The organism is Rhodobacter sp. JA431, assembly GCF_900217725.1.
Lineage (GTDB): Bacteria > Pseudomonadota > Alphaproteobacteria > Rhodobacterales > Rhodobacteraceae > Rhodobacter > Rhodobacter aestuarii.
Map to the genome: position 1 here is coordinate 423,832 of NZ_OBMP01000002.1, position 13,414 is coordinate 437,245.

Annotated in this window: 13 protein-coding genes; 3 read left to right on the forward strand and 10 right to left on the reverse strand. The window is 61.3% G+C overall.

What is annotated here, in order from left to right:
* Positions 1 to 9 precede the first annotated feature (9 nt).
* From CRO18_RS05735 to CRO18_RS05745, 3 genes are all read right to left on the reverse strand, one after another.
* A complete protein-coding gene (locus CRO18_RS05735) occupies positions 10 to 2,016 on the reverse strand; it encodes an acetyl/propionyl/methylcrotonyl-CoA carboxylase subunit alpha (protein WP_076483248.1) in 2,007 nt (668 codons plus the stop codon).
* Positions 2,017 to 2,163: 147 nt separating this feature from the next.
* Positions 2,164 to 2,373, reverse strand: coding sequence for a lipoprotein (locus CRO18_RS05740; protein WP_076483247.1), 210 nt, complete (start codon positions 2,371 to 2,373; stop codon positions 2,164 to 2,166).
* 322 nt (positions 2,374 to 2,695) lie between these two features.
* Complete coding sequence (locus CRO18_RS05745) at positions 2,696 to 3,088, reverse strand: hypothetical protein (protein ID WP_076483246.1); 393 nt, start codon at positions 3,086 to 3,088, stop codon at positions 2,696 to 2,698.
* Between the two features lie 299 nt (positions 3,089 to 3,387).
* On the opposite strand from CRO18_RS05745, the gene CRO18_RS18765 reads away from it, so the two are divergent.
* A complete protein-coding gene (locus CRO18_RS18765; RefSeq protein WP_170952565.1) occupies positions 3,388 to 3,564 on the forward strand; it encodes a hypothetical protein in 177 nt (58 codons plus the stop codon).
* Between the two features lie 14 nt (positions 3,565 to 3,578).
* On the opposite strand, the gene CRO18_RS05760 is transcribed toward CRO18_RS18765, so the two are convergent.
* Positions 3,579 to 4,004 (reverse strand): DUF6497 family protein, encoded by a 426-nt coding sequence (locus tag CRO18_RS05760; RefSeq protein ID WP_097081383.1) that lies wholly within the window; start codon positions 4,002 to 4,004, stop codon positions 3,579 to 3,581.
* Between the two features lie 10 nt (positions 4,005 to 4,014).
* Positions 4,015 to 5,547 carry an acyl-CoA carboxylase subunit beta gene (locus CRO18_RS05765; RefSeq protein ID WP_076483245.1) on the reverse strand — a complete coding sequence of 511 codons (1,533 nt, stop codon included), beginning with the start codon at positions 5,545 to 5,547 and terminating at the stop codon, positions 4,015 to 4,017.
* A 268-nt stretch (positions 5,548 to 5,815) separates the two neighbouring features.
* Here CRO18_RS05765 and CRO18_RS05770 point away from each other — a divergent pair, with 268 nt between their 5' ends.
* Positions 5,816 to 7,012 carry a multidrug effflux MFS transporter gene (locus CRO18_RS05770; protein ID WP_097081384.1) on the forward strand — a complete coding sequence of 399 codons (1,197 nt, stop codon included), beginning with the start codon at positions 5,816 to 5,818 and terminating at the stop codon, positions 7,010 to 7,012.
* A gap of 55 nt (positions 7,013 to 7,067) precedes the next feature.
* The gene (locus tag CRO18_RS05775) at positions 7,068 to 8,465 is read left to right on the forward strand and encodes a short-chain fatty acyl-CoA regulator family protein (protein WP_097081565.1); all 1,398 of its coding nucleotides are present in this window, start codon (positions 7,068 to 7,070) and stop codon (positions 8,463 to 8,465) included.
* Positions 8,466 to 8,549: 84 nt separating this feature from the next.
* Here CRO18_RS05775 and CRO18_RS05780 read toward each other — a convergent pair whose 3' ends face one another.
* From CRO18_RS05780 to betI, 5 genes are all read right to left on the reverse strand, one after another.
* Positions 8,550 to 8,789 (reverse strand): YdcH family protein, encoded by a 240-nt coding sequence (locus CRO18_RS05780; protein ID WP_076483243.1) that lies wholly within the window; start codon positions 8,787 to 8,789, stop codon positions 8,550 to 8,552.
* A 101-nt stretch (positions 8,790 to 8,890) separates the two neighbouring features.
* Positions 8,891 to 9,541: a thermonuclease family protein gene (locus tag CRO18_RS05785; protein WP_076483242.1), complete on the reverse strand. Its 651-nt coding sequence runs from the start codon at positions 9,539 to 9,541 to the stop codon at positions 8,891 to 8,893.
* A 77-nt stretch (positions 9,542 to 9,618) separates the two neighbouring features.
* On the reverse strand, positions 9,619 to 11,274 hold the full coding sequence (gene betA, locus CRO18_RS05790; RefSeq protein ID WP_097081385.1) for a choline dehydrogenase: 1,656 nt from the start codon (positions 11,272 to 11,274) through the stop codon (positions 9,619 to 9,621).
* 64 nt (positions 11,275 to 11,338) lie between these two features.
* Positions 11,339 to 12,790: a betaine-aldehyde dehydrogenase gene (gene betB / locus CRO18_RS05795; protein ID WP_097081386.1), complete on the reverse strand. Its 1,452-nt coding sequence runs from the start codon at positions 12,788 to 12,790 to the stop codon at positions 11,339 to 11,341.
* Entirely contained in the window at positions 12,787 to 13,368 is a 582-nt protein-coding gene (gene betI, locus CRO18_RS05800) for a choline-responsive transcriptional repressor BetI (RefSeq protein ID WP_076483239.1), read from the reverse strand. Before betI ends, betB begins: the two co-directional genes overlap by 4 nt.
* Between the last annotated feature and the right edge of the window lie 46 nt (positions 13,369 to 13,414).

Genomic DNA, 13,414 nt, shown 5'->3' on the forward strand with positions numbered 1-13,414 from the left:
CCCCCGCCCTTATTCAAATTCCATGATCACATCATCGACCTTGAGCGAGTCGCCCGCGGCGCAGTTGATCTTGCTCACCACGCCCTTACGCTCGGCGCGCAGGATGTTTTCCATCTTCATCGCTTCGACGGTGGCGAGCGCTTGGCCTTCTTGCACCTCGTCGCCCTCTTCGACGGCGATCTTCACCACCAGACCCGGCATCGGGCAGAGCAGCATTTTCGAGGTATCGGGCGGCAGTTTCTCGGGCATCAATTGCGCCAACTCGTGCTGACGCGGGGTTTGCAGCCAAACCTTAAGATCGGCGCCGCGCACGCGGATGCGGAAGCCCATCGGGATTTTGCCGACCTTAAGCACCAAGGGCGTGCCATCCACGGAAAGCTTGGCGAGCGATTGCCCCGGGGTCCAGTCGCTTTCCACGCGCAGGCAAGCGCCATCATCGTCAAAGGTGACCGAGGAGCCGTTTTTGTCGGCCGCGACGGTGACCGGGAAGCATTCGCCTTGCAAGCAGACCATCCATTTGTCGCCCACGCGGCGTTCATGGTTGCCCAACGTGCCCGAGATTTTGGTGCGGCGAATTTCGGCGACGCGGTGCATCGCGGCGGTGGCGGCGGCCACGCGGCGCAGCATGCTGATGCCCAAGGTCACACCGTGGAACCCCTCGGGGTATTCTTCGGCGATGAAGGCGGTGGTGATATTGCCCGAAACGAAGCGCGGGTGGTCCATCACCGCCGCGCAGAACGGCAGGTTGTGGCCAATGCCTTCCACTTCGAACGTATCGAGCGCGAGCCGCATCTCTTCAATCGCGGCTTCGCGGGTTTCGCCCCAAGTGCAGAGCTTGGCGATCATCGGGTCATAGAACATCGAAATCTCGCCGCCCTCATAGACGCCGGTATCGTTGCGCACGAGCCCCTCGCCCGCCGTCGGCCCTTCGACCGGGGGTTTGTATTTCGTCAACCGGCCAATCGAGGGCAGGAAGTTGCGATAGGGATCTTCGGCGTAAAGGCGGCTTTCCATCGCCCAGCCGTTGATGGTGATGTCCTCTTGCGTGAACGGCAGCGGCTCGCCTGCGGCGACGCGGATCATTTGCTCCACAAGGTCGATGCCGGTGATGAGTTCGGTCACCGGGTGTTCCACCTGAAGGCGGGTGTTCATTTCAAGGAAGTAGAAGTTGCGATCGCCATCGACGATAAATTCCACCGTCCCCGCCGAGGTATAGCCCACGGCTTTGGCCAGCGCACAGGCTTGCTCGCCCATAGCTTTGCGGGTTTCCGGGTCAAGGAAGGGCGAGGGCGCCTCTTCGATAACCTTTTGGTTGCGGCGCTGGATCGAGCATTCCCGCTCATGCAGATAGACGCAGTTGCCGTGTTTGTCGGCAAGCACCTGAATTTCGATGTGACGCGGTTGGGTGACGAATTTCTCAATGAAAATCCGGTCATCGCCAAAGCTGTTTGCGGCTTCGTTTTTCGAGCTTTCAAACCCTTCGCGAGCTTCTTGCGCGTTCCACGCAATCCGCATGCCTTTGCCGCCGCCACCCGCCGAGGCTTTGATCATCACCGGATAGCCGATCTGATCGGAGATTTTCACCGCCTCATCGGCATCGGCAATCAGGCCCATATAGCCCGGCACGGTGTTCACACCCGCTTCTTGGGCGAGTTTTTTCGAGGTGATCTTGTCGCCCATCGCCTCAATCGCGGGGCTCGGCGGGCCCACAAAAACCACGCCTTCTTTTTCCAGCGCGGCGGCGAAATCCATCCGCTCGGACAGGAAGCCATAGCCCGGGTGCACCGCTTCCGCACCGGTTTGGCGGATCGCGTCCATGATCTTGTCGATCACGATATAAGATTGGTTCGCGGGGGGCGGACCGATATGCACCGCCTCATCGGCCATCTTCACATGCAGCGCCTGCGCATCGGCATCGGAATAGACGGCGACCGTCTGGATGCCCATTTTGCGCGCCGATTTGATCACGCGGCAGGCGATCTCGCCGCGGTTGGCGATCAGGATTTTCTTGAACATGGTCAGTCCCTTCCTCCAGGCGCGTCTCTCCCCGCGCCCCCCTTGGTCATGGCAGTGTCATTGGTGAAAATAAAACGGCCACCGGGGCAGTTCGCCCCGGTGGCACGCGTAACAGGCCGATCCGCGCAAAGCGCGGCGGTAAAAAGATTAGTAGCAGGGCGCGCCGATGCCGGCGTTGCAGGTCGCGCCACCAGCGAGCGCACCAATGGCCGCGCCAGCGAGCACGTTGTTGTCGGTCGCGTCAGCGAGCACGGCACCAGCCGCGGCGCCCGCAATGGCGCGGTCGCCTTGCGTTTCCATGCAGCCGGCCAAAGCGGTCGCGGCAAGAAGGGCGAAGAAGAAGGGGGATTTGCGCATGAGTGTCTGCCTCCGTTCGGGGTTGTATTCTGCCCCAAATCTAGCGCGGAACGCGACTCACTCAAATGATTTTCGCAACATGTCGTGGCAAAAATCGCGCTATAGGCGAACCCTTGCGCATCGGCCAAGGCTTTGGAAGGCTGCGGCCCGACCAACACGTCAGGCCGCAGACCAAGAGCATGGGCTTTTGAAAGCGGCGCGGCTTCGAAACGCACCGCTCTTTCCTTCATTTGGGAAGGCGCGGCGCGATTGCAAAAGCGCGAATGCACTTTTTTGCCGCAATCGGCAAAATCTTGCTCAAAATCACGCGCCGCAGCCTGCATCAGTCCCAATCCTCGTCGTCATCATCTTCCCATTGGAAGGACTCAGGCGCCGCAAACACCTCAGGAAAGGCGGCTTCAGCGCGCTTGCGGTCCAACCGCAGGAGTTGATCATAGGAAGAGGGATCAGCGGGCTCTTCCGCCCAGACCACTTCGCGGCCAATCAGCCAGCTCAGACGCCCGGCATCCAGATTGCCACGTTCAAAGGGGTCTTCGCCAAAATGGTTCCAAAGCGCGGCCACAAACCCCGCATCTGCGCGCCGGTCGGCGGCATTGCGGTCTTTGTAGCGTTCGCGGCGAATGATCTTGGTGGCGCCCTGTTTATTGGCGCGCCGGATCGTGAATTGGAAGTCGGTGCCCGGAAGACGGGACGGAAAACCACGGTGTTTCAGCATGATGTGCCTCCTTTGCGGGGGGCATGGCACATCAGCGCCGCCTTCGACAAGGCGCAGGGGCGATTCAGCCCCGCAACGCCGGGGGCAAGGCGCGAACCTTGCCCCCGATGCAGATCAATATTTGCCGCTTTGAACCGGCTCGATGGTGACCGGCTCAACCGGTTCCGGCTTCGGCGCGCAAGCGGCGACGAAAGCAACGAGCGCAACGGCGAGGATAGCTTTTTTCGACATGTGTCTCTCCTGATCGGGCGAAGGACATGCGCAAAGGTCTTCCCCTGCGCCTCCCCCGAGATGGCGTGATGGCAGAAATGATTCCTGCCATGGATCAGCGTATCGCGGCTTTCGGCGCCGCAGAAGAGGGGATTTTCCAAGGTGTTGCACGCAATAGGCGGGCATCGGCCAGCTTCGGGCGCGCCAAAGGCGTAAAGCGCCATGGCCCGGCGCATTGCACCTTGCCTGCCTCCCTGCCCTTGTGACGCGCGCGCGTACATCAATAGAACTCCCAAACACAGGCCCCGTCTTGCACGGAATAGGCCTCAAAGAATTGCACCGCGTCCTCGTTTGGTTCGCCAAACGGCACTTCGCGGTCTGCGAGATCAAGCACGATCTCGGCGGGTTGCGGGCCCATCTCGGGCAACCGCGGGATCACATAGCCGTTACACAAAGCCTCAAGGTCCGCGCCTGCCTGATCCGGGTCATAATCCGGGCCAGCGACATCGGGCGCGATGAAGCGAAACCGGATTGTCAGCCCGTTCGGCCCTTGCGTGTCGCGCAAGGTCTCGAACCACTGCACCGCCACGCCCGAAGGCACCGCGATCGGCTCTTGTGCTAAAACGGGCCGGGCAGCCGCCAAGGCAAGCGCGACAAACGCCGCGCCATGCAAGGCTTTGACGAGATACCCGGCCCCACGCCCCATTCCGCGCCCCTCAGAGCGGAATGTTGTCGTGTTTCTTCCACGGGTTGGTGAGCTTTTTCGAGCGCAAGCTCGCAAAAGCACGCGCCACCCGACGCCGCGTCGACGAGGGTTTGATCACCTCGTCGATGAAGCCACGCTCCGCCGCCACGAAGGGGTTGGCGAAACGGTCTTCATAATCTTTCGTGCGCGCGGCGATTTTTTCCACATCGCCCAGTTCCGAGCGGTAAAGGATCTCGGTCGCGCCTTTGGCCCCCATCACGGCGATCTCGGCGGTCGGCCAAGCGTAGTTGAAATCCCCGCGCAGGTGTTTCGAGGCCATAACGTCATAAGCGCCGCCATAAGCTTTACGGGTGATGACCGTGACTTTCGGCACCGTCGCTTCGCCATAGGCGAAGAGCAGTTTCGCGCCGTGTTTGATCACGCCGCCATATTCCTGGCCCGTCCCCGGCAAGAAGCCCGGCACGTCCACCAACGTCAGGATCGGAATTTCAAACGCATCACAGAAGCGCACGAACCGCGCGGCTTTACGGCTGGAATCGATATCCAAGCACCCCGCCAGAACCATCGGCTGGTTCGCCACCACGCCCACGGTTTGACCTTCAATCCGGATGAAGCCGGTGATGATATTGCCCGCATAATCGCGCTGGATCTCAAAGAAATCGCCCTCATCGGCGATCTTCGTGATCAGCTCTTTCATGTCATAGGGCATGTTCGGGTTCGCCGGGATCAGCGTATCCAAGCTTTCCTCAACCCGATCCACCGAATCGAAGAAGGGCCGCACCGGCGCTTTTTCGCGGTTCGAGAGCGGCAGGAAATCGATCAGGCGGCGGGTCTCGGCAATCGCCACCACATCGTTTTCATAGGCGCCATCGGCGACCGAGCTTTTCTTGGTATGGGTGCTCGCGCCGCCCAGCTGTTCGGCGGTGACGATCTCATTGGTCACCGTTTTCACCACATCGGGGCCGGTGACGAACATGTAAGAGCTGTCTTGCACCATGAAGATAAAATCGGTCATCGCGGGGCTATAGACCGCGCCACCTGCGCAAGGCCCCATGATCAGCGAGATTTGCGGCACCACGCCCGAGGCCATGATATTGCGCTGGAACACATCGGCATAGCCCGCGAGCGAAGCCACACCTTCTTGGATGCGCGCGCCGCCCGAGTCGTTCATGCCAATCACCGGCGCGCCGTTTTGCATCGCCATATCCATGATCTTGCAGATCTTTTCGGCATGGGTTTCCGACAGCGAGCCACCAAAGACGGTGAAGTCTTGAGAAAACACATAGACCATGCGGCCATTGACGGTGCCCCAGCCGGTCACCACGCCATCGCCCGGAATATGCTCTTTCTCCATGCCAAATTCGGTGCAGCGATGCGCCTTGAACATGTCGAATTCTTCGAAAGAGCCCTCGTCGAGCAGCAGTTCAATACGCTCGCGCGCGGTCAGCTTGCCCTTCTTGTGCTGCGCTTCAATCCGACGCTCACCCCCTCCAAGGCGCGCGTCCGCGCGGCGGGCTTCCAGCTCGCTCAAAATATCTTTCATTTCGGTCCCCTCCGAGAATTTCACTGCAACCTAATCGAGCGCAACATTATTACCAAGAGGATTTCCGAAAATTTGCAAATTATTCTCAAGCCGGCGATTGCGAATTGCAACACTGCAAAGCTCCGTCCGCCAGCGCCTTGCCCGCAAAAGCGGCCTTTATCCCCATTTTTAAGGGCATATCACAGCTTTAGCGCCCCTGCCCGGCAATCTTGTGACGCATACATTTCCGCAATGGACAAATTGCCGCGCACGCCCTAGCGGCATTCTTATGGCTTTTTTCAACCGCTCCACGCCCCCGCATATCGTCACCCTCGTGCTGTCCACGGGGATTGCGGCGCTTAGTCTCAACATCTTTCTGCCCTCGCTGCCCGGCATGGCGCGGCATTTCGGGGTGGACTATGGCGTGATGCAGCTGACGATCTCGGCCTATTTGGCGATGTCGGCGCTGGCGCAGTTCTTGATTGGCCCGATTTCAGACCGCTATGGTCGCCGCCCTGTGACGCTGGTGGTCGTGGCAATCTTCACGCTCGCCTCGGTCGCCGCGCTTTTTGCCCCCACCGCCCAGACCTTCTTGGCCGCGCGGTTCGTGCAAGCGGTGGTCGCCACCACCTTCGTGATTTCGCGTGCTGCGGTGCGGGATATGTTTCCGGGGCCAGAAGCCGCCTCGCGCATTGGCTATGTCACAATGGGCATGTCTTTGGTGCCGATGATCGGCCCGGTGGTGGGCGGCGTGCTGGATGCTGCCTTTGGCTGGCAAGCCAACATGATCGTGCTTGCGGCTTCTGGCGTGGGGCTGTTTTGGCTCGTTTGGGGCGATATGGGGGAAACGGTCGCGGGCGGCGGGCTGGGCTTTCGTGCGCAATTGAACGCCTATCCGGTGCTGTTTCGCTCGCAACGGTTTTGGGGCTATGCGCTTTCGGCGGCCTCCGCTGCGGGGCTCTTTTATGCCTATCTTGGCGGCGCGCCTTTGGTGGGCGAGAAAGCCTTTGGCCTGAGCCCCGTTGAAATTGGCTACTACTTCGCCCTGCCCTCCGTCGGCTATCTGATCGGTAATTGGGTCTCGGGCCGGTTTGCGACGCGGCTGGGCATGGATAAAATGGTGCTGGCGGGCACCGCCCTTGCCACCGCAGCGCTGGCGCTCGCGCTGATTGCCGCCCTGTCCGATGGGCTGGGGCCGCTTTTCTTCTTCACCACCGTCGCCATCACGGGCATCGGCAACGGGCTCGCGCTGCCCTCGGCCAATGCGGGGATGATGTCGGTGCGCCCCGAACTTGCAGGCACCGCCTCGGGCCTTGGGGCAACACTGTCGATCGGCTGCGGCGCGGCGCTTTCAAGCCTAACAGCCCACTTCGTCGGGCTTGAGGTTTCGGTTCTACGGCTGGTGGCGATCATGTTCGCCTCCTCGCTCGTTTCGGTGCTGATGATGCTGTGGGTTTTGCACCGCCGTCGCGCGCTCGGCATTTGACGCCCCGGCTTTGCAAAGCGTAGAATTGCTTTGCAAAAGCGCGGGGGAGGCGCGGATGGCAACTCAAAAACTTTACGCGGGCGTCAAGCTGCGCGAAACGCGCGCGCGCCTAGGGCTGACGCAAAAGGCCTTTGCCGACAGGCTGGGCGTGTCGCTGCCCTATCTCAATCAGATGGAAAACAACCACCGCCCGGTTTCGGCGGCGGTGGTCTTGGGCCTTGCGGGCGAGTTCGGCCTTGATGTGACCGAACTTTCCGCAGGCGATGCCGAGCGGTTGGTGAGTGACATGCGCGAGGCTTTGGCCGATCCGGTCTTTGCCGATGGTGGCGCACCGCCCTTGGCGGATTTGCGACTGGCGGCCTCCAACGCGCCTGCGCTTGCGCGGGCCTTTTTGGAACTGCACCGCTCCTACCGCCAAGCGCATGAACGGCTTGCCTCTTTGGATGAGGCCTTGGGGCGCGAGGGCGCGCAAACCGTTGTCAGCCCTTGGGAAGAAGTGCGTGACTTCTTTCACTATTGCGACAACTACATTGATGCGGTGGACCGCGCGGCAGAGCATTTCGCCTGCCCCCAAGGCAGCCGTGGCGACCCGATTGCCCGCGCGATTGCCGCGCTTGCCGCGCGCGGGATCGAGGTGGAATTCGCTTCTATCTCTGAGCTGCGCAGCCGTGCAGGTGACAAGATCCTTCTTTCCGCCCATGCCAACCGCGCGACGCAGGCGTTTCAGCTTTTGCACCAAGTCGCGCTGATGACGCAAAACGAACTGCTGGAGGCGACGCTTGATTTGGCGCGCTTCCAATCCGAGACCTCGCGCCAGATCGCCAAGATCGGGCTTGCAAATTATTTCGCGGGCGCGGCGCTCTTGCCCTATCGCGCCTTCCTTGAGGCCGCGCAGGAAACCCGGCACGATTTGGAGCGGCTCGCCGATATGTTTGGAGCGAGCATCGAACAGGTGGCGCACCGCCTTTCCACCCTGCAGCGCCCCGGCGCGAAGGGGATTCCGTTCTTTTTCGTTCGGGTAGATCAGGCGGGCACGATCACCAAGCGCCACTCCGCCACGCGGTTGCAATTTGCCCGTTTTGGCGGCGCCTGCCCGCTGTGGAACGTGCACCAAGCCTTTGAAACACCGACCAAGTTCTTGCGCCAATTGGCCGAAACGCCCGATGGCGTGCGCTATCTGTGCCTTGCGCGCGATGTCTCTAAAACCGGGGGCAGTTTCACCGCCCCGGTGCGCCGCTACGCGATTTGCTTGGGCTGTGAGGTAAGCCACGCGCGCGGTCTGGTTTATGCCGATGATATGGAACTGACGAACCCGCGCGCCTATCAGCCGATTGGGATTTCGTGCCGGATTTGCGAGCGGCGCGATTGCCATCAACGCTCTGTCCCGCCGCTGGAACGCCGCCTACGGGTGGACCCAAACCGGCGCGGCCTGCTGCCCTATGATATCGCCTGAGAGAAGACGCCCCGAAGCACCGGGGCTTCGGGCCTAAAACAAAAAAAGCCCCGGGAAACCGGGGCTTCAGGCGGTTTCACAGGCTCAGGAATGATGCAGCATATAGGCGATTTCGTCCTTGATATGCGCGCGCTGTTTGCGTAGATGGACTTCGGCAAAATGCTCCAGCGGTTCCACATTCGTTTCCGCCCGATGCACTTTGTCGTTCACCTGGTCATAGTCTTCCAGCAGTTTTGCAAAGTGGATGTTGACCACTTTCAAACTGTGGACCTTATCAATTTCATACGGAAAATCTTCGCCAAGCGTATGCGGCGTGTTGGACATTGGGCTCCCCTTCCCTTGTGTTTATGAGGAAAGCCTAGGGGCAGCCCGCGCCGCGCACTTTGACCCGTGTCAAATCACCCCAGGGTTTAGCGCGAACATTTTTAACGATGCACAGGACGCCAGCCCGCCGCCAAAGCCTCTGCCTCGGTGCAAAACCAGCGCTCGCCTTTAGACGGATCAATCCGCGTCGCAGCATAATCGCGCGAGGCGGTGGTGTGAAAAATCCGCCCCGACCGCGAGATATTGCCTTTGATCAAACACGCGCCGGGAGGCTGTTGTGCTGCCCCCTTCCGCGCCTGCCGCCGCGCGGCTTCAGGGTTCAGATGCGCGCCGGACCAAATGCCCTTTTGCGCGGCGCGTGCGGCCTGTTCTTCACCCACATAATCTTGCGCATATTTACGGTAGGCCTCGGCATAGCCCTCCGCCACCAGCGCGGCATTGAGATTGCGCCCACCCGCACGGCACACGGCAATCAGCCGATCATAGCGGTCATAGTCTTCCCCCTCGCAGCGGGTGTCGCCGCGCGCGGTCATCCGCTCCAAAGCCGCCGTCGCCGCCGCTCCGCAGCGCCAATCGCGCCCTGCCGGATCTTGGCAGGTTTGGTCCTTTTCCGGCGCGTCAATGCCATGCAACCGCACCCGCACCGCGCCAATGGCGAGCGTGTCACCATCAATCACCCGCGCGCGCCCTTGCACGACCTCAGCCGCGACGGGCTGCGCCATCAGCAGTGCTATCAAAACCCACTTCACCATGGCGCGACGCTAGCGCGCCCACGCGCCAGCGCAAGCCAATTCTGTGGCCAAACTCAACACAACCGCAAGATGTAGCGTTAACGCTGCGCGGTTTGCCAGTTCGGGTTGATCCACGGTTCGACGTTTTCCGCCGGCAAACGACGGCCCAGAATATGGTCGGCGACCTTTTCCCCCACCATGATCGAGGGGCCATTGAGGTTTCCATTGGTGATGCGCGGGAAGATCGAGCTATCAGCGACGCGCAACCCCTCCACCCCAATCACGCGGCCCTCCGGGTCCACCACCGCCATCGGATCATCGGCCCGGCCCATCCGCGCGGTGCCACAGGGGTGATAGGCGCTTTCGGCATGGTCGCGAATGAAACTGTCGATCTGCTCATCCGTTTGCAGATCCGTGCCGGGCTGGATTTCGTGCTTCACATGCGGTTGCATCGGCGCTTGGGCAAAAATCTCGCGCGTGAGCCGCACCACTTTGCGGAACTCGGCCCAATCATCGGGGTGAGACATATAGTTGAAGCGAATGACCGGATTGTCTGCCGGGTTGGCGCTGCGCAGGGTGACCTTGCCGCGCGATTTCGACCGCATCGGCCCGGTGTGCACTTGGAAGCCATGCCCCTCGGCGGCGACCTTGCCATCATAGCGCACGGCAAGCGGCAGGAAGTGGTATTGAATATCGGGATATTCAACGCCCTTGTCGGAGCGGATGAACCCGCAAGCCTCAAACTGGTTCGAGGCACCAAGCCCGTTTTTGGTGAAAAGCCACTGCGCCCCGACGGTGATCTTGCCCCACAGGTTCCAGTATTTGAACAAGGTCACCGGCTCTCGCGCGGCAAATTGCATATAAATTTCAAGGTGGTCTTGTAGGTTCGCCCCAACGCCGGGGCGATGGGCCAAAACCTCAATGCCATGTGCCTTGAGATGCTCGGCATCGCCAATGCCCGAAAGCATCAAGAGCTTCGGGGTGTTGAGCGACGAGGCAGCCAGCACCACCTCGGCCCGCGCGCGCAGCACCTTCACTTCACCCTTGCGCTCATATTCCACGCCGACGGCGCGGCCATTTTCAATCACCACCTTGCGCGCAAGCCCGCGCACGATCTCAAGATTGCCGTTTTTGCGCGCCGGGCGCAGATAGGCATTGGCGGTGGACCAGCGCCGCCCTTGCCAGATCGTCGCCTCCATAGGGCCGAAGCCTTCTTGCTGCTCGCCGTTATAATCCATCGTCACCGGGTAGCCCGCTGCCGCGCCCGCTTGGATGAAATGCTCAAACAGTACGTTTTCACGGGGCCCGCGCGACACATGCAGCGGGCCTTGATGGCCGCGCCAAGCCGCATCGGCGCCATCATCCTCGCCATGCCAGTTTTCTTGCCGTTTGAAATAGGGCAGCACATCGGCATAGGACCAGCCGCTTGCGCCCTGCTCCGCCCAATGGTCAAAGTCGCGCGCATGGCCGCGCACATAGACCATGCCATTGATCGAAGAGGAGCCCCCAATCACCTTGCCGCGCGGCGTGACCAAGCGGCGGTTGCCCAGATGCGGCTCCGGCTCGGTGGACATGCCCCAATCATAAAGCCCCATATTCATCGGGTAAGACAAAGCCGCAGGCATCTGGATGAATGGCCCCCAGTCGGAGCCGCCATGCTCGATGATCACCACCTTTTTGCCCGCTTCCGAGAGCCGATAGGCCAGCGCCGAGCCGCCCGAGCCCGCCCCAACGATCACATAATCCGCTTCCATATCGTGCTCTTTCATCTTGCGACAAATATCCTGGGGGTCCGGGGCAAAGCCCCCGGCGGTTGGCTCAATAGGGGCTATCGACCGGGCCCATGCCGACATAGACCGACTTCACCTGCGTGTAGTGCTCGATCGCCGCTTTCGAGTTTTCGCGCCCAAGGCCCGAGGCTTTAACCGCACCAAAGGGCATTTCGACCGGGGTCAGGTTATAGGCGTTGATCCAGCAGGTGCCCGCCTCCAACTGGCCAATCACCCGATGCCCGCGCGCGAGGTCTGCGGTGAAGACCCCGGCGGCGAGGCCAAATTGCGTGTCATTGGCGCGCGCGATCGCCTCTTCCTCGGTCTCAAAATCAAGCACCGCCATCACCGGGCCAAAAATCTCTTCGCGCGCGATGGTCATGCTATCCGTAACATCGGCAAAGACCGTGGGCTGCACAAACAGCGGGCCTTCATTGCCCGCCGCGCCGCCGCAAATAAGCCGCGCGCCCTCTTCCTTGCCCTTGGCAATGTAAGACATCACCTTCACATGCTGGTCCGCAGTGATCAGCGGGCCAAATTGCGTGGCCGGATCGAGCGGGTCGCCCGCGAGGATCGTGCCGGTGCGCTCGGCCAACCGCGCGAGGAACCGCTCTTTGATGCCCTTTTGCACAAAGACGCGGGTGCCGTTCGAACAGATTTGGCCCGAGGAATAGAAGTTCGCCAGCATCGCCGCGCCAATCGCACTTTCCAGATCCGCATCGTCGAAAATGATCAGCGGTGATTTGCCGCCCAGTTCCATCGTCACATGCTTCATGCCCGCCGCGGCGGCGGCATAGACCTTTTCGCCCGTCGGCACAGAGCCGGTGAGCGAGACCTTGGCGACGCGCGGATCAGTTGAAAGCGCCGCGCCCACCGCGCCGCGCCCCTGCACCACGTTGAACACACCCGCAGGCATGCCCGCCTCAATGAAAATCTCGGCCAGTTTCAGTGCCCCCAAGGGCGTGATTTCGGAGGGCTTGAACACCATCGCATTGCCGGTCGAAAGCGCCGGCGCCGCCTTCCAGCAGGCAATTTGGCTGGGGTAGTTCCACGCGCCAATGCCCACGCAAACCCCCAAAGGCTCGCGGATCGTATAGGCGAAATCGCCGCCCAAGGGGATGGTCTCGCCCGTTAGCGTCGGCGCAAGCCCGGCGAAATATTCCAACGCATCGGCACCCGAGGGCCAGTCGGCCACTTCGGTCTCTTGGATCGGCTTGCCGGTGTCGAGCGTTTCAAGATGCGCAAGCTCCGCCCCCCGGTCGCGGATGATATCCACCGCGCGGCGCAAAATGCGGCCCCGTTCCACCGGCTGCATCCGCGCCCAGTCTTTTTGCGCACGTTCTGCCGAAGCAATCGCCGCATCCACCACGGCGGGCGTGGCCGCATGCAGCCGCGCAATCACCTCGCCCGTGCCGGGATAGGTGACCTCGATCACCTCGCCTGCGCTGTCTTCATGCCATTTGCCATCAATGAAATGGCTGGCTTTCGGTTGGGCCTTCATGGCGTCCCCTCCAGTTCACGGTCGATATATTCATTCACGATATCAAGGGCATAGTCTCGGTCTGGCGCATCGTCAGCCAGCGCTGCACGAATATAGACGCCGTCGATCATAGCCCCCAAGCCACGCGCCACGGCCTGCGCACGCGCCCCCACCAACGGGCGCAATTCGTGCCGCAGGTTCGAGCGCAGCCGGCGCTGATAGATCCGCAAGAGCCGATGCGCCTGCGGGTTGGTTTGCGCGAGCACATAGAAGTTAAGCCAAGCCGAGATCGTTTCGCGCCGAAAGCTGCCCTGCGCGAAAGAGCCCGCCACAATCGCGCGCAAGCGGCTTTCGGGCGTGTCGGCGGTGGCCAATGCGCCGCGCACCTCGGCCCCGTAAAGGGTCAGAATCGCGCGCATCGCGGCCAGAAAGATTTGCTCTTTTGAACCGAAGTAATGATGCGCCAAGGCCGAAGACATGCCCGCGCGCCGCGCGATTTGCGCGACCGTCACCTCCAGCGACCCGGCCTCCCCCACGGTTTCAATCGTGGCTTTCACCAAGGCTGCCCGTCGAATAGGCTCTGCCCCAAGCTTCGGCATGTGTTTTGCGACTCCGTCAAAGAAATCTCTTGCATTCTGGAGCTAC